This is a genomic window from Thermosulfuriphilus ammonigenes, assembly GCF_011207455.1.
Lineage (GTDB): Bacteria > Desulfobacterota > Thermodesulfobacteria > Thermodesulfobacteriales > ST65 > Thermosulfuriphilus > Thermosulfuriphilus ammonigenes.
Window position 1 is genome coordinate 817975 of the sequence record NZ_CP048877.1, and the last position, 25653, is coordinate 843627.

A 25653-nucleotide genomic window follows, 5' to 3' on the forward strand; every position below is an offset into this window, starting at 1 on the left:
TCCAGGGGAGGGAAAAATAAAAAATGAAAAGGGCCCTGGCCATAATCCTGATGGTGATAGTGGTCCTTGCCGCCGGACTCCTCGCCCTTCCCCATCTCCTGAACCTAGAACCGGTAAAGGACAAAATCACCCGGGAGCTATCTCAAAGCCTCAAGGCCCAGGTAAAGGTGACAAACCTTTATCTCCATTTTTTACCTCGCCCTCAGGTCAGATTAACCGGTCTGGAAATAAGCTCCCCTTCAAGGTTTAAGGCCACTGTTAAAAACATGACTGTCAGGCCCAACCTTTGGGCCCTCCTTCAAAAAAAGGTGATCTTTGAGGGCATAACCGTTGATAACCCGGAGGTGGACGTCTTCCTCAAGGCATCAGCCAAAAAAAAGGAGCCCCTCTGGCCGAAGCTGGCTAAGGCCCTGGCCCTCTCTGTCTATTTAGAGGTAGAAAACGGCCAGATCCGTCTTTGGCGGGAAGAAAAGAAACTCCTCAGGATTGATCTTCCCTCAGGGGCCCTAAGGGTGGAGCAGGGGCAGGCCCTCCTTGAGTTAGAAATGACCTCCAGTCTTTTCAAACAGGCTCAGCTCTCGCTTCTGATTAATCAGGAGGGCCACCTTGAGGCCAGGGGAACCGTGGCGGTCTTCAAACTTCATCAGATCCCCCTTGATATTCCCTGGCTTCCCATCAAACCAGTCAAGGCCGAAGTCAATCTTCAGGCCACCCTTAACCTGGATTCTCCCCACTCCTGGGAGGTGGGTTTTTCCGGCTCTGTTCCCTGTTATCGTCTCCCCCAGGCTGACTATGATATTAGCTGTGGCCATTTTGAAGGCTGGGCTACCAGAAAAGGAGAGCGCTACCGGATAAAGCTCAACACCCTGAAACTGGACTATCCCCGAATAATCGGAGAGGGCGAGCTCTGGTATCAGCCAAAGAAAATAGGCTACCGGTTTCTGGGGCAGGAGGTGGATATTGTTAACACCAGAAGGGTAGCCCTCGACCTTTTAGGAAGATACCAGAGTGTTCGTAAGCTCTTTGCCATTGTCCTTGAAGGGCAAGCCAAAGGGCTCGAGGTCTCCGGAGAAGCCCCAACAATAGCGGGGCTCAAAGATTTAAGAAGGTTAAACCTTAAGACGGGCTTTACAACGGCCCGGGTAATCTTACCCGGCTCTGGCCTTGAAATACAGCAGGCTCAGGGAGAACTCCAGATCCGGCAAGGAATCCTCCAGGCCCGGGGGCTCTCGGCCAAGATAGGCCTAAGTCAGATTCTTGAGGCCAGGGTGGAGATAGCCCTGAAGGATCCCGAAGGCCCCCTTAATCTTGACCTCCTGGGAATCTGCCGCCTAGAGGAGGTTCCGGATATAATTCACCGCTTTATAAAAAAGGGGGCCCTGCGACACCATATTGACCTTTTCTATCAGGCTACCGGTTCAGCCAGGGTCTCCCTCAGGCTCAGGGGCACCAGAAAAAAAATCACCCCCGTTCTTGAGGTCTTAAACATCAAAGGGACCCTTCACCATCGACGCATCCCCTACTCTATAGTGATCCAATCCGGGGCCTTTGGTTATCAGGAGGGCTCTCTGTGGTGGAAAAACCTCAACGGCTTCTTGGGAGAGAGCCAGATCAGTGGAGCCACCGGTAGCCTTGTCTTATCGAGTCTCTGGATCAAAGCCCAGGCCCGGGGAGAAAAAATCTTACTAACCCAGGTTGACTCCTGGGTTCAGAGAGAGCCTGTCTTCAGGCCCCTTTCCCGCATCATTCGTTTTCTAGAGGGAAAGGCTTCCCTTGAGGCCTCCTTGAAAGGGCCACTCAAAAGGCCCCGGAAGCTCGAGTTCAGCCTTCAGGGAGAGATCTCCGGAGGCCGACTGCAGACTCCCTATCTGCCGGGAGAGCTGGAGATAAAAAGGGCCTCTTTTCAGCTTGATAACGATCATCTCCGTCTAAACCAGGCCCAAGGACGTTTTTTAGAAAGCGATCTTCTTCTTGATGTTGAACTCATAGGTCTCCTTAAAGGAATCAAAGGTCTTCGTCTTAAAGGCGAGGGAACCCTTAATACCCCCTTAGTTAGATGGCTTTGGGAGAAAAATTCTCTCCCCGAAGATCTCTTCCCCCGCACGCCGCTAAAGATTAAAGAGCTTTCCTTCTCCTCTGATCTCAAACAAAGGGTTGACCTCTCCTTACTGGCCCAAAGAGGAGGAGGCACCCTGGCCCTCGCTTGGCATTCAGATCTCGAAGACCTGGAGTTAAAAAAGTTGGAAGGATCCCTCGGACAAAGCAATCTCCGGCTCTCTCTTCACCTTAAGCGTGATCATCCCTGGATCAAGTTCAGCTTTACAGGTCGGCTCCGAGGAGAATTCATCGAAACCTTTCTGGCTGGGAACCGCTTCTTAGAGGGTACCCTCTGGGGAGAGAGTTCCGGTCTGATCAACCTGGAAAATCCCCTCGAGAGCCGGATAGACGGAGAACTTCATGTAGAACGTCTGCGTCGAATCCTAGGGCTCAGGATTCCCCTAGGCATCAATCATCTGGCCCTAGAGGCCAGGGGACACGAGATCGAAATTAAAGAACTCGACCTTACTGCCGGGCAAAGCCGCCTCCAGGTCTTAGGCCAAGTCGCCATCCGTCAAGGTGAGTTTTGGTTTGATCTTGAGGCCTCCTCCCCGCGATTTGATTGGCCGGCAATTCAAAAAGAGTTCTTTAAGAAGAAAGGCGCCAGAGGCTATCCCCTGGCCGGAATCATTCGCTTTAGCACTCCGGTGTTTATCTATCAGCCCGGGCGAGTCTTTGAGTCGGTGGTCGCCGATCTAAGGCTTTCTCTGGATAAAAAAATCCTCATCGATCTCAAAGAGGCCCGCTACTGCGGAATAGATCTTAGTGGAAAGATCAAAATCGTCCCTGGCCAGGAAGCAGGTCTTGACATCAATCTGTCGGCCCAAAAGGGAGATCTTGAAAATCTAGCCTTGTGCCTCTTCGGAGAGAGACATCTTCTTCAGGGAAGCTTTGATCTCGAGGGAAAGGTTAAGGTCTATGGCCGGGAAAACCCACTCTTAGAAGAATCTCAGGGAGATTTTAATTTCCACTCCTCTGGAGGCCGCATTTATCGTTTGAACCTTCTCTCTAAGATTTTTACCATCCTCAATCCTCTGGAAATCTTCCAGGGAGGGCTTCCTGATTTGGTAAAAGAGGGCTTTGCCTATGAGGGGATTGAGGCCCGAGCCCGGCTGAAAGACGGCCTCCTGAAGCTAGATTACCTAGCCATTGACGGGCGCCCCATGAAGATCTTTGCCGAAGGGACTATAAACCTTCTCTCCTCCCAGGCCGACCTGGAGGTCCTGGTGGCCCCCCTTAAGACCATAGACTCCATCATCAGCAAAATCCCCCTTGTAGGGTTCATCCTTACCGGAGAAAAAAAGGTTCTTATCTCCATTCCCATAAAGGTAAAGGGGCCCATCCGGGATCCGGCTGTCTGGCCTCTTCCTCCCAGTTCTATCGGTTCAGGTATCTTAGGGGTGGTTAAGCGGGCCTTGAACGTCCCGGCCTTAATTCTAAAGCCCCTTGAAGGAGGGGCCCCTAAAGAACCCTCTTCAACCCCCTCTTCTCAAGCTCCTTAACCACCTGGCGGACCTCCTGGAGCCTTTCCCGAGGACAGATAAGGACCGCATCTTTTTCCACCACCACCACCATCCCCTCAATCCCGATAGCGGCCACCAATTGACCAGAAGAGACCTGGATAAGACTGTCCCGCACCTCGTGGGTGATCACCTCCGGAGAGCAGACGTTTCCCTGATCATCCTTGGAAGAGATCTCATAAAGGGCCTCCCAGCTACCAAGATCATTCCAGTGGATGTCCGCCGGGATGACAGCCACATTTCTGGCCCGCTCCATAACTCCATAATCAATAGACATGGAAGGCATAGCCGAGAAGGCCTCCCGGAGAAGGTGGTCAAAATGGGGGCTTCCATAGGCCTTTTCTATAAGCAAAAGCTGTTCATAGAGTTCAGGCATGTATTTCTCAATTGCCTCCAGGATTACCGAGGGGCGCCAGACAAACATCCCGCTGTTCCAGAGAAAGGTCTTCTGGGCCAGATAACGTTGAGCTGTGTCCAGGTCTGGCTTTTCCTTAAAGGCCCGAACCATAAAGGCCCCAGACCTGTCTTCAAGGGGCTCTCCCATCTCTATGTAACCATATCCTGTCTCTGGCCGGGTAGGCTGAATCCCCAAAGTCACCAGCAGGGCCCGGTCTCTGGCCAGCTCAAGGGCCTTTTTGAGAAGACTCCGGAAGAAGTCCTGGCGGCCGATGAGATGATCTGAAGGCAAAAGGGCCATAGGGTGATCACCCCAGTTTTTCAGAACATGAATCGCCGCCCAACCGGCACAGGCCGCGGTGGAACGGGCCAGGGGTTCAACAAGGATGTTCTCTGGAGGGATCTCTGGAACCTCAGCCCTTACTTCCGGGGCCAGATCAGAGCCAGTAACCAGCAGGATCTTGTCTACCGGAAAAAGCGGCCGAAGACGATCTATGGTCTGGCGGAGCATACTCTCCCGGCCAACAATGGGCAGAAGCTGTTTAGGCCGACCCTGGCGGGATCGAGGCCAGAACCTTGTCCCCCGTCCTCCGGCCATAATCACAGCAAAAGCTTCCATACCCACCCCCTTAAAGACTTTATTTCTAAGACAAATGGGCTATAATGTTTCACAAATTCGTAAAAAACTTAAAATAAAAACCATAAAAATTACGGAGCACCTAAAGAGCTCAGAGAGATCTATGGAACTTAGCCAAAACAAACCCACTACCGTTGAAAGAGTCCTTGAGGACAACGCCCTGGCCCGTTGGCTTTATGGAGAACAGGGCGCCCACCTCAAGGTGATTGAGAAGGCCCTTAACGTCAACATTAAGGTTCGTGGTAACCGAGTAACCATAAGTGGAGACCCTCTAGATACCGACTTGGCCGATCGAACCTGCATGGAACTATACGGCCTTCTAAAAGAGGGCTACCCCCTTTATCCCAACGATGTTGAGTACGCCATAAGGATAATTTCGGCTGATCCCCAGGCCCGTCTGAAGGATATCTTTCTAGATACGGTCTTCATCAGTTCAGGCAAACGAGTAATTACCCCTAAGAGCCTTACCCAGAAGCGTTACATTGATGCCATTCGGCAACATGACATTGTCTTTGGCATCGGTCCGGCAGGCACAGGAAAGACTTATCTGGCCATGGCCATGGCCATAGCCTATCTTATCAAAAATGAGGTTTCCCGCATTGTTCTTGCCCGCCCAGCGGTAGAGGCCGGGGAGAAACTGGGGTTCCTCCCTGGAGACCTGGCCGAAAAGGTTAATCCCTATCTGCGCCCCCTTTACGATGCTCTCTACGACATGCTCCCCTTTGAAAAGGCCTCTCGCTTTATCCAGAAGGGGGTTATCGAGGTTGCGCCCCTGGCCTTCATGCGGGGCCGGACTCTAAACGACGCCTTCATCATCCTTGATGAGGCCCAGAACACCACCAGCGAACAGATGAAGATGTTTCTCACCCGTTTGGGTTACAGCTCAAAGGCCGTAATAACCGGGGATATCACCCAAATAGACCTTCCTGATACCCGACGCTCTGGCCTGGTGGAGGCAGCCAAGATTCTCAAAGACGTAGAAGGCATCTCCTTTATCTACTTCACCAAGCAGGACGTTGTCCGGCACCCTCTGGTTCAGCGAATAATCGAGGCCTATGAGACCAGAGAAATCCCTAACGGCGAGAGAGTTTCTCCCAGGGAACAGCCATCAGATCAATCAGGGAAAGAGGTTTAATCCCTGAGAAGCCGGTCAAACCCTTACGGGTAGGCAGACGTCCGACAAAGACCTGAGAGATTTCCTTCTGCCCCGCCGGAGAGAGGAGGTAGGCTACCAGTTGTCTGGCCTCCGGCAGGGCTGGGGTTCCCCGGATAAGGGCAACGGTGGAAAAGGTGGCCCAGGTGCCCAAAGAGAGTTTGCCCTGATCGGGGAAGATCAGCCGGAAGGGCCCCTTCTTTAGGACAGGCAAGGCCCTATCGAGGTAGAGTAGGCCTGCCAGAGCCTCTCCTGTCGCCAGGCTATGAGCCACTTCCTGGTCAGAATCCTTAAAAATGGCCCCATTTCTCCGAAGACGGGACAGACCCGATTTCACCCTTTCGACCCCTAAAATCTCCTCAAGGGATCGCCAGAAGAGATAACCATCGGCCGAATCTGGCCTCGCCAGGGCCACCTTCCCCGACCAATCCTTCTCAAGGAGATCCTCCACCCCGGTCGGGGAGGGACTAAGATCTTGATGGACTAAAAGAACCTTAAGCCGGGCCGCCACTCCAAACCAATAACCCTCGCTATCGCGGGCCAGAGGAACGAGGTCGTCAAAACCTGGCGGAAGATAGGGTTCAAGGAGTCCCTCCCTTTGAGCCTCAACAGCCAAAAGGGGGCTGTCTGTCCAGAGAAGATCAAAAGCCCCTTTCCTGGCCAGCTTAAGGGCCTCTTGAGGCCCCAGCCCAGCAAGGTGAACCTCAACCCCCGTCCCCTGAGAGAAGGCTTCCAGTATCTGGGCCACCGGTTCTCTACTCTCGGCAACTACCACTACATTAAGGGCCTGAGGGGCCTCTCTGGTCAGCCAGAAAAGGACGGCCGCGGCCAAGAGGATTCCCACCATCAATAAAAGGTTACGTGCCAGGGACATGGGCCTTTCCTAGCAAATATTGGTCTTTTCTGCAAAGGAGATAACACCGGCTTGTTCACTTTAAAAGAAGATATCCCTTGCATTTTCCCCAAGAGACCTTACTAGTAGAGAGACTATTCCTTAGAAACAATTATCAAGGAGGGGAAGGATGCGAAGATTAACCTCCCTTTTGGTTCTAGTCTTCCTGTTATCTCTGGTGGGTTCTTCTTTTGCGGTAGAGACCAAGATTATGATCCGAGCCAGGGCCAAAGATGCCAAGTTCATCGGCACTTCCATGGGAGGGGCCTTGGTGACCATTCGCGACGCCCTAACGGGGGAACTCCTCAGTAAAGGGCTTATCCAGGGAACTACCGGGAATACCAAGCTCTTAATGACCACCCCTATTGTAAGGGGCATGAAGCTCACCGATGACCGTACGGCAGGCTTTGAAGCTGTCTTGGACTTAAGCGAACCTCGAAAGATTGAAATCGAAGTCCTGGCTCCCTATGGTCAGCCTCAGGCCATGGCCAGGGCCACAGTGACCACCTGGGTTGTCCCTGGTAAGCATATCACCGGCGATGGTCTTATTCTGGAAATACCCGGCTTTGTTGTCCGGGTAACCAACCCCACCGCCCACACCTTTTTAAAGGCCCCGGCCTCTTTTAGTTTGGTGGCCACGGTAACCCCCATGTGCGGCTGCCCAGTCTCCCCCAACACCTTTTGGAAGCCGGAGGCCTATGAGGTAAAGGCCATAGTCAAAAAAAATGGACAGCCGTTTAAGACCATACCCCTTAAGTTCTCCGGGAAAACAAACTACTATGTCGCCTCCATCTCTCTTAACGAACCAGGGGCCTATCAATTCACCATTTATGCATTTGATCCGGCAACAGGGAATACCGGCGTGGACATGACCACGGTGGTGGTAAGATAAGTAGTAAGATACAAGGAAGGGAGGCTCCTGCCTCCCTTCTTCTATAGATGGCTCTCTAAGACTTCCTTAAGCCCTTGAGGGCTCATTTTTACAGGAACCCTTCCCTTAAGCAGGCGCTCCTCATAAGTGGGCCTTTGTACTCGATAGAAGATGCCAATGGGAATCCTTTCGCCGGGCCCATAGGCCCATTCTCTGGCCTTAGAGAAGGCGGCCTCTAAATCCAGAGGGTTATGCTCTGCCTCCTCCAGCTCATAGACCCTTTCATTGTAGTAATCGTAAGTATTAAAGAAGGTATAACAGGGCTGGAGCACATCAATAAAGGCAAAGCCCGGGTGCCTTACAGCGGCTTTGATCAGGGAAGCTAAATGTTTGATTCGGGCCGAATAGCCCCGGGCCACAAAGGTGGCTCCCGCCGAAAGCATTATCTCAAGGGGGTTGAAAGGTTCCTCAGGGCTGCCCTGGGGAGTGGAACGCCCCTTGAAGCCACTGGGGCTGGTGGGGGTGAATTGCCCGGTGGTCAAACCATAAACCCGATTGTTGTGGACGATAAAGGTGAGATCTATGTTTCTCTTGGCGGCAAAAATAAGGTGTTCTATTCCCTCACCATAGGCATCACCATCACCGGCATGGCCGATCACGGTAAGCTCCGGATTGGCCAGTTTGATCCCAGAGATAGTCGGCGGCACTCTTCCATGGAGGGAGTAGAAGCTGTTTATGTTTACGTAATCGACGATTTTGGCATGACAGCCGATACCTGAGGCCAAGACAACCTGGTGGGGCTCAAGATCATCTTCTTCCATAAGCCCAATAAGGGCCTCGGTTAGGGCATTGAGAATGCCGAAGTTGCCGCATCCCGGGCACCAAGTATTTATGGCATAGGTCTTAAGACTCTTTCTCTCCATTAGAGCACCCCCTTAAGGCCCTCTCTGAGGGATTCAATAGTAAAGGGCCGGGCATCATAGCGAAGGAGGAGTTCATCCACCCTAATCCCGTGGCCCTGAAGAAGCCTGGCCAGCTGGCCGGTGGCATTGACCTCTACGGCAACGGTCTTTGTGGCTCCCGCAAGGGCCCTCTCTACGGCCTTTGCGGGAAATGGTTCCAGAACAAGGGGTTGAACAACCCGAAAGCCTTCCTTATGAGCCACCTCCACACAGGCCCCCTTGGTGGATCCCCAGCAAACCAAAGCCACCTCGGCCTCGGGGTTTCCATAGACCTTGACAGTCTCCAGGCCGGCGAGTTCCCTGGCCAGGGACTTTCCCTTGCGAAGACGCTTTTCTTGCATTCTGGCAATAACCTCCGGCTCCTCGGTGGTGATGCCGAACTGATCATGCTCATAGGAACTTACCTTGACTACCGCTCCTTTGCCCCCCGGAAAGGCAAGAGGCGAAAGACCGTCTGGACCCTCTAGGTAGCGTCGATACTCTCCCTGGCCGTCCCACATAAGGGCCGGGGCCGGCTTAACAAGGGCCACATTTGCCTCAAAGCTAAAGATACTCTCACTTAGATGTTTATCAGAAAGGACAAAGGCCGGAAGCTGGTACTTCCAGGCCATGTTAAGGGCCAATCCGGTAAGAAAAAAGGCCTCTTCAGCATCACCGGGAGCCACCACCAGACGAGGAAACTCCCCATGGCCGGCATTAAGAACAAAGAAAAGATCGGCCTGCATGGTGTAAGTGGGCACCCCTGTGCTCGGACCGGCCCGCTGGCACTCTACAAAAACGATGGGGATCTCGGCCTGGCCGGCAAGGCTTACCGCCTCCGTCATGAGGGCAAACCCCCCTCCTGAGGTTCCCACCATGACCCGGGCTCCGGTATAAGCAGCTCCCAGGGCCATTAAGGCCACGGCTATCTCGCTTTCCGGATGAATAGTAACCACCCCCAGGGCCTCTTCATGGGCCGCTAAATAGTGAAGGATACTTGAGGCCGGGGTCATAGGATAGGCAATATACATATTGAGCCCGGCTCCCACGGCCCCCAAGGCTATGGCTTCATTGCCACTGACAAGAGGCACAGGAGGCTGACTGAGAGGATCAACCCTGAATCCCAGGCCAATGGTCTTCTCATAGGCCTCCCGAGCGATCTGGAGGTTGGCCTCCAGGGCCTTAGGAATGGTGTCCTCGATCACCCGGGAGACCTTATCCCAATCCACCTCCAGAAGACCGGCCAGGGCCCCAATGGCGGCCGTGTTGCGCATAATAGGTGCTCCCTGATGCCTTTTGACTATCTGCTGCAGATCAACCCCGATGCCACCCTCCTCCTTGACCTTATGAGAATCAAAGAGAATGATCCCTCCAGATCTAAGTCGCCAGCGGTGTCTTTCTATCGTCTCCTGGTTAAGGGCCACGATGACATCCACCTGATCTCGATGGGCCAGAATTTTTTTCTCGGCCGCCCGAATGATGGAAAAGTTGTGTCCGCCTCGGATAAGAGAGGGATAATCGTCGTAGAAAAAGATCCGATACCCCAATCGATTAAGGAGCCTGGCCACGGTATTTCCGGCCTGGCGAATCCCATCTCCAGCCCGACCACCCACCAGAACAGAGATCTCCTTCATGACTCCTCCTTAAAAGAATTAAATCCCCACCCCCACCAAAAGTTAGGTACCAACCAAAGACATGCCAACTAAAATTCTGATCATGGGGCCAAAAAGAGACTCCGCTTTAGGTTTCAGAAGATCTTTGATCCAGAAAGAGTCAGGAAACCCTGGGGCTGACCTTAAGCGCTGGCATTTTTACTCCAACCCGTTATCGTTATCCTTTAGTGGAAACTCTCTTCCAGGGGGCGTGGATGAGACGCTTCGTCTACCCTTTCTCGGCCATCGTCGGCCAAGAAGAAATGAAGCTGGCCCTGATGATTGCCGCCGTTGCCCCGGGGGTCTGCGGCGTCCTTCTGCGGGGAGAAAAGGGATCCGGTAAATCTACCGCCGCCCGGGCCCTGGCGGAGATCCTCCCGGAGATAGAGGTTATAGAGGGCTGTCTGTTTGGCTGCCGGCCCCAAGGCCCTCTTTGCCCCTCCTGCACCAGAGAGCAAAAGGGTCAGAGGCTTGTCAGGAGATCCGCCCCCTTTGTCAATCTCCCTCTCTCCATCACCGAGGATGCCCTCTTTGGAGCCATAGATTTTGAGGAGGCGGTAAGAAGCGGCCGCCGGAGGCTTCATCCGGGGCTGCTGGCCCGAGCCAACCACGGTGTTCTTTACATTGATGAGGTCAATCTTTTGGCTGACCACCTGGTGGCCGGGCTGCTCAGCGTGGCCGAAAGTGGCGTGAACATCGTGGAACGGGAGTCACTTAGTCTTATCCATCCGGCCCGCTTCATCCTTATCGGCTCCATGAATCCCGAAGAAGGAGAGCTCTCTCCTCAATTCTTAGACCGCTTTGGTCTCTGCGTGACGGTCACCGGGGAAAAGAATCCGGACATCAGGGCAGAGATCATCCATCGCCGTCTCTGGTTTGAGAAGGCCCCGGACTCTTTTCGAGCCCTGTATGCAGACGAAGAGGCCAGGCTAAAGCAAAAAATCCTCCAGGCTCAGAGGATTCTGCCTTCTGTCTCTCTGAGCCGGAGCATCCGATCCTTTGTGGCTGAACTTTGTCGAAAAAACCGGGTTCCCGGTCATCGAGCTGATCTCATTCTCCAGACGGCGGCTATGGCCCATGCCGCCCTAAACGGTCGCCTTGAGGTCACCTATGATGATGTCCTGGCTGTGGCCGATATGGTCTTGAGACACCGGCGTCGGGAGGCCGAAGCCAGACAGAAAAAAGATCCCCAGAGAGACCAGAAAGGGAGGAAGAAGCCCCCAGAGAAGGAGCCAGAAAAAAATGAGGGCCAGGGGAAAAGCCCCCAGGTCTCCCAGGAGACCCATAGAAGAGAACGGTCGGAAGAAGGCCCAAAGGGGAGTGAGGCAGGCCTTAACGGCCCTTCACCACAGGATGATCCCCAACAGGTCTCGGAAAATGAGGGGGTTGATCAAATCTTTGAGGTAGGAGAGACCTTCACTGTAAGACCATTTTCTACCCGAGCCGATCGCAAAAGACGCTGGGCCCGTTCCGGGAGACGATCGGCCACCTTAAACAAGCATCCTCGAGGACGATTTGTCCGGGCAGTTATCCCTCAAGGCCGGGTGAGGGATCTTGCTGTGGCCGCCACCATCCGGGCCGCTGCTCCCTATCAGGCCCTCCGCGGAAGAGACAGCGGGCGCCTCATCATTCGTGAAGAGGATCTCCGAGAAAAGCTCCGGGAGAGCCGGACGGGCCATCTGCTTTTTTTCTGCGTTGATGGCTCAGGTTCCATGGGGGCTGAGGCCCGAATGGCTGAAACGAAAGGGGCCATCATGAGCCTCCTGCTCTCGGCCTACCAACGACGAGATCGGGTAGGATTGATGATCTTTCGGGGAAAGGAGGCCCAGATGGTGTTGCCTCCGACAAACTCCGTGGAGATAGCCGCCAGGATCCTCGAGGGTCTCCCTGTGGGAGGTTCAACCCCTCTTTCTGCCGCCCTCTTGCGTCTGGAAGAGTTTCTCCGACAGACCCTGCGCCGCGAACCAGACCTCAAGGTTACCGTGTTTCTTATCACCGATGGTCGGGGCAACGTAAGTCTTACCGGAGAAAAGCCCCGTCAGGAAATCGAGGCTTTAGCTCGCCGCCTAGCGGAGGGGTTCCCTCAAGTGGAATTTGTGGTCATTGACACCGAAACTGGCCTGATCAAACTCCAAATGGCCCAAAGGCTGGCGACTCTTCTTGAAGCCCGGTATTTTACCCCCGAGGCCCTCCGGGCGGAGGAGATGGTTCGCATCGCCAAAGAGATCCTCTGAGGAGGTTGCGGATGAAACGCTTCGTCTACCCTTTCTCGGCCATCGTCGGCCAAGAAGAAATGAAGCTGGCCCTGATTTTAAATGTCATTGATCCTTCCATCGGTGGAGTCCTTATCCGGGGCGAAAAAGGGACTGGCAAATCCACTGTGGTTAGAGCCCTGGCGGAGATCCTCCCGGAGATAGAGGTGGTCGAAGGTTGCCCCTTCCAGTGTGACCCTGAAGACAGAGACCATCTCTGCCCCCAGTGTGAGGAAAGGCTTCGTTCCCAGGGGAGCCTGCCCCATATTAGACGAAAGATACGGGTGGTGGATCTCCCTCTTTCGGCAACCGAGGACCGAGTGGTAGGGACCCTAGACATCGAGGCTGCCCTGAAGACGGGTAAAAGGCGCTTTGAACCCGGTATTCTGGCCGCGGCTAACCGGGGGATTCTCTACGTAGACGAGGTGAACCTCCTCGATGACCACCTGGTGGACACCCTTCTTGACGCTGCGGCTATGGGCATCAATTTTGTCGAACGGGAGGGGCTCAGCTTTGCCCATGCGGCCCGCTTTGTGTTAGTGGGGACCATGAACCCCGAGGAAGGAGAACTAAGGCCCCAGCTCCTTGATCGTTTTGGGCTCTGCGTCACCGTGGAGGGAATCAGGGACCCAAACTCCCGGGTTCTCATTATGGAGCGCCGGGCAGCCTTTGAGGCTGACCCTGAGGGCTTCTGTCGCCGGTTTGCCGAAGAGAATCAATCTCTGTCGGAGAGAATTAAGACGGCCCGTGAGAGGATAAAAGAGATAGATATCCCCAGAGAGCTTCTTTATGAAATTGCCAAAAGGATAGTCACCCTAGGGGTTGACGGTCATCGGGCCGACTTAACAGTGGTCAAGACGGCCAGGGCCCACGCCGCCTTCCGCGGCCAATGCCAAATAAGCGAGGAAGACATCCGGGTGGCCGAAACCTTAGCCCTGCCCCACCGCCTAAGACGTCGCCCCTTTGAAGAGATTGGCACCCCCGCGGCTTCTCGGCTCAGTCAGTAAGTTGCTGGACTTTCAGGCTCCTTAGACGATTGATGGCGGCTGCCACCTCAAAGGAGCGGGGGAAGGCCAGATCTCCCGCCGGATAGCCCACCAGGGCATCAAAGCCCTTCTGCCTGATGAGTTCAAGGGCCATCTCCACGCCCTCCCTGAGACCAACTCCTTTGGGGGCTAAGTGGTGGCCGAAGTAGCGGATAATCTCGGCGATAGTCCGGGCCTGGGAGTCATCCACCAGTTGTTCTACCAGGGAGACATCGATCACCTCTTGGCCAAAGATGATCTCTCTCAGCCCCCGGGTTTTGACCCTTTCGCGCCGCCCTCTTCGGGGCTTAAAGCTCTCCGGGAGAGGACGGCGCGGGCAAACCAGACCGAAGCTGTCCCCTCCCTCTGGCTGCCGACGGCTAGGAAGACGGCGGCCTACCTCTCGGGCCCTGGCGGTAAGGTCATAAACGCGATAGTTATCAAGGGCAATAACTCGATCGGCCACATCGAGATAGTCTCCTGAGCCTCCAAGAACAAGAATAGTCGAGACCCCATAGTCCCGCAGAAGAAGACGCACCTTATCCACAAAAGGCACAATGGGTTCCTTGTCTCGAGGGATAAGGGCCTGCATCCGGGCATCGCGGATAAGAAAGTTGGTGGCCGCAGTGTCTTCATCTATAAGCAATACCTTAGCCCCTATTTCTAGGGCCTCCATGATGGCCGCGGCCAAAGAGGTTGAGCCCGAGGCGTCCTCGGTAGAAAAAAACCTGGTGGAGCGTCCCAGGGGAAGATCGGCAATGAAGGGGGAGATGTCCACCCCAGCCACAAAACGGCCATCTTCACTCCGGACCTTAACCGCCCGGGAATGGGTAATCACCCACTGTCGGCCATCTCCGGGGATATGGGGATAGACTCCCCGGGATAGGGCTTCAAGGAGGGTGGTCTTGCCGTGAAAGCCACCCCCGACGATAAGGGTTACCCCTGAAGGGATACCCATCCCCGAGACGGATCCATGGTGTCTGGTATCCAGCTTAACCCTGAGCTCTGGGGGGCTTGAGAAGATCACCGCTCCCTCTTTAAGGGGGCGATCATCCACCCCGGAGCGGCGGGGGAGGATGGCTCCATCTCCCACAAAGGCCACCAGCCCCAGATCATCAAGCTGGCCCCTGATGTATTCGACATCTTCAACCAGATCAACAAAGGCCTCTAGCTCACGGGCCGGATGAAAAGAGTATCTCAGGGCCCGGGCCGCCCGGGGAATTTCTTCCAAGATCATGGAAAGGGCCGTTTGGCCTAAAATCCTCCTTCCGGCAGCCGGCAATCCCATAAAGAAGCGAACCTCGACGAACTCCTCTTCAACCAGGCATCCAGAACGAAAGATTATCTCCTGACCCCCGGCATCGACCCGGTAAAGGCCGCTTCCTCCTGTCCCTCGGGGCCTGGAGAGGGCCTTGAGCTCTCGGGCAAAGGCCCGGAGGATATAGTCTTGAAGGGCCATCTTCCGGACTTGGTTGCTCAGAAGCGCCGCTGGGAAACGGGCCTCGGCCATGGCCAACCTCACCCGGACCCGACTGGGGGCGGCAAAGGGATCTCCCTGGGCCCGATCCAGGTAGAAAGACAATTCTGGGGCCAGCCGATAGATGCCTTCTAGCTCCCGATAGGCCTTATAGCCTCGGCCGTCGAGACGAGAAAGGAGACTTTTTAGCTCAGAGACAGTCTTCATAGCCTCAAAAAGTAATAAAGAAGTCAGGGGTCAAGCATATATCATCTTTTGCTGGAAAGGGTAAGTATCTAAGAGAGGATGGACTTACTTATTGGGCCTCGATGGGGCCGGTCTCTTCAATCTCTAGAGAAACTCCGGGAAGGGCCTCTTTGAGCCGGCGCTGGAGATCTGGAGTGGAGCTTGATACCAAGACCTTTACCCGGAGGGGGATCTCCGTTAAAGGAATCTCATAGCCAACGATAATTCCCTGATACATAAGTTCGTTAAGGACGGCCTCTATTTCTTCCTTGTTCATGGTCACCTCTTCTCAGCGAATTTATCCTGACGGATTCTGAAACGCCATTTTCCGTAAAGAAGAAAGCAATCAAGCAAAAAGGCGGGAGAAAACCTCACCGGTTCAACTCCCGCCCTGCCCACCTCCTCCTCCCGGAGGCCGGATCAGGCGAACTCAAACCTTACCCCAGGGATAAAAATACAGTCTGGATTCCGGAAGCTAAGAGTGGCCAGGGTTCCACTACCCTCGGTCTCCACCCGAAGCCTTAACGACACCTGGGCGATAACCCATTTATTGGCTCCCACGGCCATCGAGGCCGAGTAGAAGGCCTGATAAAGGTCCAGACGGCCGCTTTCATTAATGTTGTCATCGGCTCGCCGGAAAAGACGTCTTTCCACCGTGGGGCTCCAGTAGTTCTGATAGAGCCTAACAGAGGCCCGCAGATCTACCACGGCCTCCTTGGAGTTCCACCATTTGTCGTTAGATCGAATCTGATACCAGCCTCGCGTGACCACAGGTAGGAAAACCCTCACCGTGCCAATCTTTCGGGGCCAAAAGGCATAAAAGAACCGGCCATAGGTGGTTACGTCGTTGTCATCAGTCCAGCCCAGACCATCTCCCTGGGCATGGGCATAGAGAAACATTTTTCGAGAGGCCCGACTGCCTGAGCAACTGCCCCTGGTAACGCCTCCCTCATTGTGACGACTCACGTGACACCAGAAGTGATATGGAGTGACATCCAGATAATGACCAGGGGTTCCTCCGGAGACGACATTGGTCTCCAGCACTAACTGGTCGAGAATCTCCTCTCCCACTGTCTCCACACAGAGACCCTCCTCTTTTTGAAGCTGAAAGGCTTCCTCGGTCTCCCGGGCCTTAATTTCGGCCAGTTCTTTCTCCTTCTGAATCTCTGCTTCAATGGCCTCGGGCTTAAATTTGAGGTGTTTAATGAGCTCCAGCATCTCCGCCTCGCTCTCCTGGCCCTGTTCTTTCTTATCCAAAATGGCTTGTTCCATCTGGGCCACCTCAGCAGCCACCTCCATCTCTGAGGCCTCATTCAAAAAGTTTTTATCAAACATTTCCATATTCTCTCCTCCTTACAGAATTTTTTGCCGCCACATCAGGAGGTGTGCTCCTTTAGGCGGTCAAGATTTCTATTCCCAGGGCAATAAGGACATTGTGGATATTGTTGTGGATGGTTACGGCTGAAGAGCCAGCAAAAAGAAGCCCTACCGCTCGACCATCACTAGATAGCAACAGAGAACCAGAGTCTCCTCCCCGGGACATATTGGTAGTCAGGATCTGGTTGCGGAAAAAACCCACCTTCCCTCCCCCGTAGCGGACGCCTACGGTGACATCCACTCCCCGGACGATGCCCCGGGTGTATTGGGTAGTCCGACCAAACTTGACCACCTTCATCCCCAGACGAGCCACGGTAGTTCCCCTCGGAATTTCCCCGTTGGGGAAATAGGGCATGACATAGCGATAGTCTATGGGGCGGGCCAGGGCAGCATCGACCAAGTTATAAGCCCCTCGGCCAAAATGAATGGGGACAAAAGCTGCCAATCGACCGATGACCCGAGGTTCACAAGGACGCCGATCATAGGGGCCGGGCTGGAGAATAGGATCACCGATGCGGGCGTTGTTGGAGTTGGCCAAGACGTGGTTGTTAGAGAGAATATAGACTCCGCTACAACATTTACTTTTCACCAGAGCTCCAAAGGTGCCAGCCGTAATACGATAGTGACCGATACTGTAGCCAGGCCGGGCCGGCCGGATACAGGCCGTATAGGTTTGAGCCTCAATTACTCCTACCTCCACCACATCGGTGGGCAGGCCATCTACGGTCTCAGGAACCAGAGCTTCAGCAACCAGCTCCTTTTGAGGAAGCTTTTTTTCCACATAGACCTGAAGGCAGAGATCGGTAGTTTCTTTACCCCCCACCTCCTTGTAGCCGATACCCACCCCCAGAACGTTGGCCTTATCCAGGAACTCTTCCTCGACCGCGGCTTTAATTTCCTGGATCTTGACGACCATCTCCTCTATGGATGCAGACTGTTCCATAAGAAGGCCTCCTTTTTTGTATTTATTGGTATCTTCTAGCAACATCGGTGCCACCAAGAAGCAGAAATTGGCTAACTATCGGAAATCTTTGACTTAAATGAAGAAGGATGGCTTCTGAAAAAAGAGAGCCCGGCCCCCAAAGTGTCGGATAAAAACAGACACTTTTACAAAAGAAAGGGGAGAATAAGCCTATATTTTTTGGTTCTTGAAAATTATTTTCTATATAAGCGGAAAAATATTTCCATATAAGGAATAATAAGCTAATGAAATCAATAAGTTAGAGGCGTACCCAAAAAGAGAAATTGTTTTCAAAGGGGGCAGGAAAGGACCCTTTCTTTGAGGATTTTCTGATGATAGGCTGAAAGAACATCTTCCCTACGAAGGATTCCCAAAACTCTCCGGGGGTTGTCCTCTCCGACCACCGGGAGGAAGGAAACCGGGTGCTGTTGAAAGATCTCTAAGGCCTCGCCCAGATCGCCCTTCTCAGAGATGGTAATCACCTCCCTGGTCATGAGGTCATAGGCCAAGATGAGGGGCTCTAAGTCTCTCTGAAGGGGAAGGGCTGGACGCAGATCCCTTAAAGAAAGCACACCGGCCAAGAGACCCATTCTATTCAGGACAACAAAGTGGGGATAGGGGCTCTCTATAGCCCGACGAATCAGTTCTCCCAAGGGAGTATCCACTCTAACGGTCTCCGGGGGAGGAATCATATAGTCTTTTACGGGGAGACACCGGAGAATGTTCAGATCGTGGCCGCGCAGGAGCCGGTGTCCTTGGCGGAGAAGTTTCATCTCGTACACAGAGTAGCCAAAGAGCCCCCGAACAATGACTACGCTGGCCACACAGGCCACCATCAGAGGAAGAATGACATTGTGGTCATAGGTGAGTTCAAAAACCGTAATTATAGCCGTAATAGGGGCCAAGGTACCTCCGGCTACCATGGCACCCATCCCCACCAAGGCGCAGTTTACGGGGGAAACAGGAAGGGAGAATAGCTGACCCAGGCTGGAGCCCAACCCCACCCCCAAACAGGCCCCAATAACCAAAGAGGGGGCCAGGATTCCTCCGGACATCCCCGCACCGAGGCATAAACAGGTGGCCAGGAGTTTCAGGAAAGCCAAAGATATGGCCTGAGAGGGCAGAAGCATACCCTCAAGGGCGGCATTAATAGTCTCGTAACCCACCCCCATCACCTGGGGAAACTTGAGGGCCAAGGCCCCCAGGAGAATTCCTCCAACGGCCGGCATAGACCAAAGGGGAAGTTTAAACCTCACCAGAACGTCTTCTAGGAAGGACATAAGACGGATGAAGACTATGGCCATCAGCCCGGTTACCAGACCGATAAGCAGATAAAGGGCCAGAAAAAGGTGGCTTTCATCCTGGAAATGAACCCCGGCCAAGGTCGGCAGTGGTCCCCAAAAATGATGAGCCACTACCGAGGCCACCACTGCGGCTACAACGATGTGAGCCAAATGTGAGACCTCTAGATCAAATAGGATTACCTCCAGGGCGAAGAGGGTTCCGGCTACCGGGGCATTAAAAGTAGCGGCTATACCGGCCGCTGCACCGCAGGCCAGGGCCACCTTACGGAATTCAAGAGGAAGCTTCCACAGGTGCCCCAGGCTGGAGCCGATAGAGGCCCCAATATGAACCACCGGCCCCTCCCGGCCCACCGAGGCCCCGGCTCCGAGAAGAAAGCTGGTCACCAGGGTTTTGAGGAAGGTTACCCGGTGATGAATAAAGCTGAGATGCCGAACCACAGCGGCAATGACCTCTGAGACCCCTGGCCCCCTAATCTCCGGGGCCCAAAAGGCACCTACTGGCCCTACCACGAGACCAGCTATGGTCGGAACAAGAAGTTTGTACCACCAGGGAGCAGCCTGAACTCGGGCCAGGAAGGTCTCCCCCTTGGGCCAGAAGAGCTCTTGAAAGAAAAAAATGAGATACCTGAAAACTACCGTCCCCACCGCGGCCAGAGCCCCAATAAGGGCGGCCACCAAAAGAAGGCTCAGGTAGGAACGACGCCGGGCCCTCAGGCCTGTCGCTTTCATCTTAAGAGAAATCTAGGGCTTCTAAAGAAGAATGGAAAGAGATGTCCTAATTGGCGGCAACAGAAGGACTTATTCGCTTGAGAACCTCTATAAGCTCTCCCATGCGATAGGGTTTGGCTACCACATCTAGAAAACCGTAGCGGCGAAAATCAGACATTACCGGATCATCGGAATAACCGCTGGAGACAATGGCCTTCACCTGGGGATCCATCTCCCGCAACCGTTCGATGGTCTCCCGTCCCCCCATACCTCCCCGGATAGTCAGATCCATGATCACCAGATCAAAGCGACACCCAGCCTCAAGGGCTGTCTGGTAGAGCTCCAGGGCCTCCTGACCATCTCTGGCAAACATAACCTCATAGCCCAGGGCCTCCAGCATGCTCCCCAGGGTCTCCCGAACCAGGCGTTCATCATCCATAATCAGAACCTTCCCCTGACCTCGAAAGGCCGTCTCTGGTGGCTCCTCTCTGTCAGGAGCCTGCCCTTTGAGGGCCGGCAGGTATATGGCAAAGGTGGTCCCCTCTCCCGGAACAGAATCTACCTCAATCCACCCCCCATGTTTGGAGACTATAGAATGGACAATGGCCAGCCCCAGACCGCTTCCCTCTTGCTTGGTGGTAAAATAAGGGTCAAAGATTTTATCTAGCAGGTCAGCCGGGATGCCCACACCCTCGTCCCGAATAAGGAGACGAACATAGGCCCCGGCGGCAAAAGGGATATCTTCTCCCCGATCAATGAGCACATTTTCGGCCCGCACCTCCAGGGTGCCTCCCTGAGGCATGGCCTGTTTGGCATTAACCACCAGGTTCTGAATGACCTGGGTAATCTGGGCCTGATCCACCTCTACGGCCCAGAGGTTCGGGGCTATCTCAAAGCGGGCCTTGACGTTTGAACCACTGAGAGAAAACTCTACGGTCTCCGTGAGAAGGCGACCGATGTCCTCCCTTCTCTTCACCGGAACACTACTTTTGGCAAAGGTGAGCAACTGCTGGGTGAGATTGCGGGCCTGCAAGGAGGCCTTCTCTAGCTGATCCAGAATCTGGGAAAGACGTCCGTCTTTGTCCAGAACTTTGGCCAAAGAAACATTGCCCAAGATGGCGGTAAGAATGTTGTTGAAGTCATGGGCGATACCCCCGGCCAGCAGTTCCAGAGAGCGCAACTTTTCCATCTTCAGAAGCTCCTGCTCCACCCGCTCCCGGAAAAGGGCGGCGCCGATAATATCGGCGGCGGCTTTAAGGGCCTCAGATTCTGATAAGGACCAGGGTCTGGTCTGCTGATAACCAAAAAGGAGCACTCCCCAAGGTCTGTCACCGGCCAACACCGGAACAAAAATCAGAGAAGAGATATCCATTTTGCGAAAGATCTCCCGCTCCCGCGGGGGAAGATGATCAGCGCTCCCCCAGAAAGGCTCACTTCCGGGGGCCTTTAACCTTCGCCAAAGATCCGGCCCCAGAGTGACAGGGCCCTCGGAAAGAGTAACGGAGGAAGGTCCCCGGGGGCTCCAGGAGCAACAGGGCCGAAAGATGGCCTCCCCGGAGAGGGGAATCTCCAGAAAAAGAACCAGGTCAGCCAGGGTGGCCTGACCTAGTCGGGAGAGAACATCACTCAGGGTCTGTCGGTCAATATTAGCCCGAAGAAAGCGGCCGGCCGCCAAACTTATGGCCTCCAGGATGGCCCCCCGACGGCGAATCTCCTCCTCGGCCCTCTTGCGTAAGCTTATATCCCGAATGATCCCCAAAAAAACTGGCTCGTTCTGATAACGGAGGAGGGAAAGAGAGACCTCTATGGGAAACTCACTGCCGTCTTTCCTGACAGCAGTAAACTCTAAAGTCTTCCCGGAGAGTCTGCTTTGGCCTGTGGTCTTAAAGCGCTCAAAGGCCCTGGAATAACGTTGGTGGTATTTCTCCGGGGCCAAAAAAAGATGAAGCTCTTGCCCCAGGGCCTCCTGGGCCGAATAGCCAAAGATACGCCTGGCCGCCTCATTCCAGAAAATTATTCGCCCCTCTTTATCCATAAGAACGATGGCGTCTGGAGCCATCTGACTGATGGCCCGAAAACGGGTCTCACTCTCTTTAAGGGCCAGCTCCGTTTTCTTAATAGAATCAATGTCCTCTATGGCCCCCCGGAGAAAGATCTGCTCTCCCTCCTTTACCAGACGGGCGGAGATCCTCACCCAGACTGTCTGTCCGGTAAAGGTCCGCAGACGGGTCTCAAAGCTGCTAACAGCTCCCTGAGATTTGAGGAGTCGAAGAAGCCGATGGCGGTCTTCCTGATCGAGATAAAGATCACCGGCGTTGGCCTTAAGAAGGCTCTGACGGTCAGGATAGCGGAGAAGATCCACCAGGGCCTGGTTGGCCTCCAGAATCTCTCCCTCCAGGGTGGACCAGTAAAGCCCCACCGGGACGTCTTCCACCAAAGTCCGGTACTTGATCTCACTTTTGAGAAGGGAATCCTCAAGTTCCTTGCGCCGGGTAATGTCCAAAAGGAGGATCATCACCGAGGAGGTCCCCTCCGGATAGCTAATAGGGGTGCTGATGACATAGTACCAGCGCCGGTCAACAGGATTCTGAATTTCCCAGCGAACTGTCTCCCCCTTAAGCACCCGGGAGTTCGGACACCAGGAACAGACGTCTTTCTGACCAAAGATAACCTCATAGCAGGGACGGCCCAGCCCCGATGGTCCTAACCAGGACCTCATAGCCCGATTCATGAATTCAATGCGGTAATCGGAAGAACAGATATACAAAAAACCTTCAAAGCCCTCGATCATGGCCCGATAACGGGCCTCAAGCTGAAGAAGATCCTCGCGGGTTTTTTCAAGGGTATCGAGACCATTAATGAGGTGAAAGACAGCTAAAACCTGACCATCCTGTCCCTTAAGGGGAGAGACTGTAACCCTGACATGCCCCAGTGGTTCCTCATAAAACTGGGCGCTTTGGGCCCTGCCTTTTTCCTGGGTAAGCACATGGGGGCAAAACGGGGGCGGGGCCTCGGCCCCATGAAGTAGTCGATAACAAAACTCCCCAACAATCTCATCACGAGACCGGCCCAAAAGCCGGGCTTGAGCCTCGTTGGCCAAGATGATCCTGAAATCTAAGCCAATAACCATGGCCGGATCTGGCAGACCCTCTATAAGACTCTGCCAGGCGGCCAGATACCCCGGGGGAAAGGAATCGTCTTTCTCTCGGTGCTCCATATCCGCTCCAGCAACCATTAGACTTAAAAAGGGCTAAAAAAACCGCTACTTAATTTTATATCGACCATAAATCGGCTTTCTTAGCAAATAGTACCTAGTCTCTTTGCCTAAGAAATGATGGTCTAAAAATTGGGGACAAAAACCCAGGAGGTTCCAGGTCATTTAAGTGATAATCCTTAAAATGGCAAGCAGAGACAAGAAGTTAATGGAAGGGCCTCAAGACAGACACCTAAAGAAGAAGGACGGCGGCCGGATTAACTGGTGGAGATGGAGGGATTCGAACCCTCGGCCTCCACGTTGCGAACGTGGCGCTCTCCCAGCTGAGCTACATCCCCACTCTAAGGATCTAAAACGTTACCCAGGAGGATGACCACTGTCAAGGAGGGTTTCTTCTCTAAGCAAACTCTTTATTTCTCTCAAAATCTCTATTTTTCACCCCAACATCTTGGTTGACAACCACCAAGGTAATGTTAGCTTGTAAAGAACCTGGAATCATTCAATTCATAAATCCCTTTTAAGGAGGACGAGGTGAAGGTTGCCCCAGATACTGTAGTTACCCTGACTTATCGTCTGGAGATCGAAGACGGCAAGGCCCCAGATTGGTTCAGCCGTCCGATGAAGGCCCGTTTTATTTACGGGCGGGAGAGAATCATCCCCGCGGTGGAAAAGGCCATTGCTGGTCGGGAGGAGGCGGAAACTATCACCGTAACCATCCCCCCTGAACAGGCCTATGGGCCTTATGACGAATCCTTAATAAATGAGGTCCCCCTTGAGAACCTTAAGCATCCAGAACAACTTAAGGAGGGGGAGTTCTATGAGGAGGACGTTACCCCAGGGAAAAAGATGTTCTTTCTGGTTAAAGAGATAAAGGAAGATCGGGTGGTGGCAGATTTTAACCATCCGGCGGCTGGCAAGAACGTCCGCCTCATCGTTACCATCGATGATGTCCGGCCGGCCACGGGTATGGATCTTCTGGCCCTTCAGTTCAACCAGGCCGGCTCTGGCTGAGCCTGCTAATCATAAGGGGGGCGGAGCCCCCCTCAGTTTACATCCCCTCCCTCTGACACTCCTCAATGGCCCGGTCGATCTCGGCCTGGAGATCCATGGGCAGACCTTCAATCTTGACGTTGAGAAAGCCCCTGACGATAGTCGAGGTGGCCTCATCTTCGTCAAGACCGCGGGCCATAAGATATTCGATTTCTTCCTGGGCAATCTTGCCTACGGCCGCCTCGTGAGACATATCCACATTGGGAAGATGGGCCTCAAGCTCGGGAATAGCCCTTATGACACCATTTTCGGCCAGAATAAGCCCTTGACACTCCAGATGAGCCTTAATCTCTGGGGCTTGGCCTATAAGGTGGCCCCGGGCAACAATGGTACCTCCATAGGAGATGGTTCGAGAGACTATCTCCGCCCGGCTTCCCTCACCGGAAAGATATACCCGAGAGCCAACATCGTGAAAGGAACCGGCCGGGGAAACAATTACAGAGTTGAAACGGGCCAGGGCCCCCGGGCCCCGAAGTCTTGCCGTGGGATAGGTCTGGATGGATTTTACGGGCCGAAGAGAAATATAGTTGGAGAGAAAGCTCCCACCCTCTTCAACAAAGATTCCTGTTCGAGGCCGGACGTGAATGTTTTCTGACCAGTTGTGGATCATGGTGAAGACCAGTTTGGCGCCAGCCTTAACGTAAAACTCGGAGACACCAATGTGGAGGCCTGAAACCAGATGAGGAGCGGTGGTGCAACCGGTGATTACGTGCAGTTCGGCCCCCTCTTCAGCGATAATAATATTATGGACTTTCTGGGCGATGTTTTCCTCGCGAATGTAAAGACAGGTCTGAACCGGATAAACAACCTTTTCTCCTGGTAGAACCCGAATGAAATAGCCATTATCAAGATCAACATCGGTGGCCTTGACAAACTCGTCGGCCTCGGGAGAGACCGCCTTCCACCAGTAGTCCTCCAGCCAGGAATAGCGTTTCAGGGCCTCGGTTACCGGAAGAAGCTCCAGACCTTTGGGACGGGCAGTACAGTGGACAACACTACAGTTTGTTTGAACAAATGTTCCAGAACGGCCTTTCTCTCGTAAGTCGATTCCGGTCTCCTGGAGCCGTTCTACCTCTTCGGCGGTCAGCTCACCTAAATCGTGCGGGGCCGGAGCCTCCTTGGCCGAACGAAAACGGCTGAGATCTATATCCTTCTCAGGCATCGTAGGCACTCCTCATAGCCATGTTTTTGGATCCCTTCAAAGATCTCCAAGGGATTGCCGTGGCAATAGATTTGCCCATCCAGCATGACGTAGCCACGGTCAGCAGTAACATAATTGAGAATAAAACCGGTATGGGTGATGATCAGGCCAGACTTGGTGCGACGACGATGGACGTCTTTTTCAAGAAGGCGCCGGATCATCTGACCTATGACCTGAAGGTTTTCCATATCCACGCCAGACTCCGGTTCATCAAGGAGGACCAGATCTGGATTCTGGGCCAGGAGTTGAAGGAGTTCGCTTTTTTTGATCTCCCCCCCGGAAAATCCCAAATTGACATCCCGATCCAGAAAATCATCAAAACCGTAGATCAGGGCCAGCTCCTGGGGATTTAATCGCCCCTGACTACAGATAGTGAGCATGTCCCTTAGCTTCACCCCTCTCAGAGTAGGCGGTCGCTGAAAGAGGATCCCTATCCCCCTTCGGGCCCGCTCATACGGGGGCAAATCGGTGATATCCTCTCCTTTGAAAAAGATGCGACCGTGTTTGACCTTATAGCCGGCAAAGCCCATAATGGTCATGAGAAGGGTGGTTTTACCTGAACCATTGCGGCCGAACAGGGCATGGGTCTCTCCGGAGGGAATCTCCAAGTTTATCCCCTTCAAGACCTCTCGGCCGGCTACCTCCACCCAAAGATCCTCAATCTTGAGCATGGAAGTCTCCTAGAAGGTCTAAATTTATT

Annotated in this window: 18 protein-coding genes and 1 tRNA gene; 6 read left to right on the plus strand and 13 right to left on the minus strand. The window is 53.8% G+C overall.

Annotated features, from left to right (window positions below; translation table 11 throughout):
* The first annotated feature begins 23 nt into the window (after positions 1-23).
* Positions 24-3599, plus strand: coding sequence for a YhdP family protein (locus tag G4V39_RS03985; protein WP_166031706.1), 3576 nt, complete (start codon positions 24-26; stop codon positions 3597-3599).
* Here G4V39_RS03985 and G4V39_RS03990 read toward each other — a convergent pair.
* Entirely contained in the window at positions 3559-4632 is a 1074-nt protein-coding gene (locus G4V39_RS03990) for a mannose-1-phosphate guanylyltransferase (protein WP_166031707.1), read from the minus strand. The genes G4V39_RS03985 and G4V39_RS03990 overlap by 41 nt on opposite strands.
* A gap of 121 nt (positions 4633-4753) precedes the next feature.
* On the opposite strand from G4V39_RS03990, the gene G4V39_RS03995 reads away from it, so the two are divergent.
* The gene (locus G4V39_RS03995; protein WP_166031708.1) at positions 4754-5785 is read left to right on the plus strand and encodes a PhoH family protein; all 1032 of its coding nucleotides are present in this window, start codon (positions 4754-4756) and stop codon (positions 5783-5785) included.
* Here the strand turns inward: G4V39_RS03995 and G4V39_RS04000 are convergent.
* Positions 5724-6677 (minus strand): ABC transporter substrate-binding protein, encoded by a 954-nt coding sequence (locus G4V39_RS04000; RefSeq protein ID WP_166031709.1) that lies wholly within the window; start codon positions 6675-6677, stop codon positions 5724-5726. The two genes, G4V39_RS03995 and G4V39_RS04000, sit on opposite strands and share 62 nt — an antisense overlap.
* 148 nt (positions 6678-6825) lie before the next feature.
* Between G4V39_RS04000 and G4V39_RS04005 the strand changes: the two genes are divergently transcribed.
* Positions 6826-7587 carry a hypothetical protein gene (locus tag G4V39_RS04005; RefSeq protein WP_166031710.1) on the plus strand — a complete coding sequence of 254 codons (762 nt, stop codon included), beginning with the start codon at positions 6826-6828 and terminating at the stop codon, positions 7585-7587.
* A gap of 41 nt (positions 7588-7628) precedes the next feature.
* Here the strand turns inward: G4V39_RS04005 and G4V39_RS04010 are convergent, their stop codons facing one another.
* A complete protein-coding gene (locus G4V39_RS04010) occupies positions 7629-8489 on the minus strand; it encodes a thiamine pyrophosphate-dependent enzyme (protein ID WP_166031711.1) in 861 nt (286 codons plus the stop codon).
* Positions 8489-10141 (minus strand): 2-oxoacid:acceptor oxidoreductase subunit alpha, encoded by a 1653-nt coding sequence (locus tag G4V39_RS04015; RefSeq protein WP_166031712.1) that lies wholly within the window; start codon positions 10139-10141, stop codon positions 8489-8491. Before G4V39_RS04015 ends, G4V39_RS04010 begins: the two co-directional genes overlap by 1 nt.
* Positions 10142-10374: 233 nt before the next feature.
* Between G4V39_RS04015 and G4V39_RS04020 the strand changes: the two genes are divergently transcribed.
* On the plus strand, positions 10375-12393 hold the full coding sequence (locus tag G4V39_RS04020) for an ATP-binding protein (protein WP_166031713.1): 2019 nt from the start codon (positions 10375-10377) through the stop codon (positions 12391-12393).
* A gap of 11 nt (positions 12394-12404) precedes the next feature.
* A complete protein-coding gene (locus tag G4V39_RS04025; RefSeq protein WP_166031714.1) occupies positions 12405-13418 on the plus strand; it encodes a magnesium chelatase ATPase subunit I in 1014 nt (337 codons plus the stop codon).
* On the opposite strand, the gene G4V39_RS04030 is transcribed toward G4V39_RS04025, so the two are convergent.
* From G4V39_RS04030 to G4V39_RS04060, 7 genes are all read right to left on the minus strand, one after another.
* A complete protein-coding gene (locus G4V39_RS04030; protein WP_166031715.1) occupies positions 13408-15120 on the minus strand; it encodes an ABC-ATPase domain-containing protein in 1713 nt (570 codons plus the stop codon). The two genes, G4V39_RS04025 and G4V39_RS04030, sit on opposite strands and share 11 nt — an antisense overlap.
* An 88-nt stretch (positions 15121-15208) precedes the next feature.
* Entirely contained in the window at positions 15209-15415 is a 207-nt protein-coding gene (locus tag G4V39_RS04035; RefSeq protein ID WP_166031716.1) for a hypothetical protein, read from the minus strand.
* Between the two features lie 143 nt (positions 15416-15558).
* The gene (locus tag G4V39_RS04040; RefSeq protein ID WP_166031717.1) at positions 15559-16479 is read right to left on the minus strand and encodes a hypothetical protein; all 921 of its coding nucleotides are present in this window, start codon (positions 16477-16479) and stop codon (positions 15559-15561) included.
* A 52-nt stretch (positions 16480-16531) separates the two neighbouring features.
* On the minus strand, positions 16532-17458 hold the full coding sequence (locus tag G4V39_RS04045) for a trypsin-like peptidase domain-containing protein (protein WP_181494212.1): 927 nt from the start codon (positions 17456-17458) through the stop codon (positions 16532-16534).
* Positions 17459-17766: 308 nt separating this feature from the next.
* Positions 17767-19509 (minus strand): chloride channel protein, encoded by a 1743-nt coding sequence (locus G4V39_RS04050; protein ID WP_210412175.1) that lies wholly within the window; start codon positions 19507-19509, stop codon positions 17767-17769.
* Positions 19510-19555: 46 nt separating this feature from the next.
* Entirely contained in the window at positions 19556-22705 is a 3150-nt protein-coding gene (locus G4V39_RS04055; RefSeq protein ID WP_166031718.1) for a PAS domain S-box protein, read from the minus strand.
* 259 nt (positions 22706-22964) lie between these two features.
* Positions 22965-23040: transfer RNA gene (locus tag G4V39_RS04060), tRNA-Ala, on the minus strand.
* Positions 23041-23233: 193 nt separating this feature from the next.
* Between G4V39_RS04060 and G4V39_RS04065 the strand changes: the two genes are divergently transcribed.
* Positions 23234-23713 carry an FKBP-type peptidyl-prolyl cis-trans isomerase gene (locus G4V39_RS04065; protein ID WP_166031719.1) on the plus strand — a complete coding sequence of 160 codons (480 nt, stop codon included), beginning with the start codon at positions 23234-23236 and terminating at the stop codon, positions 23711-23713.
* 37 nt (positions 23714-23750) lie between these two features.
* Here the strand turns inward: G4V39_RS04065 and G4V39_RS04070 are convergent, their stop codons facing one another.
* Together G4V39_RS04070 and G4V39_RS04075 are read right to left on the minus strand one after the other, a co-directional pair.
* Entirely contained in the window at positions 23751-24914 is a 1164-nt protein-coding gene (locus tag G4V39_RS04070; protein WP_166031720.1) for a SufB/SufD family protein, read from the minus strand.
* Entirely contained in the window at positions 24896-25624 is a 729-nt protein-coding gene (locus G4V39_RS04075) for an ABC transporter ATP-binding protein (RefSeq protein WP_166031721.1), read from the minus strand. Before G4V39_RS04075 ends, G4V39_RS04070 begins: the two co-directional genes overlap by 19 nt.
* Positions 25625-25653 lie beyond the last annotated feature (29 nt).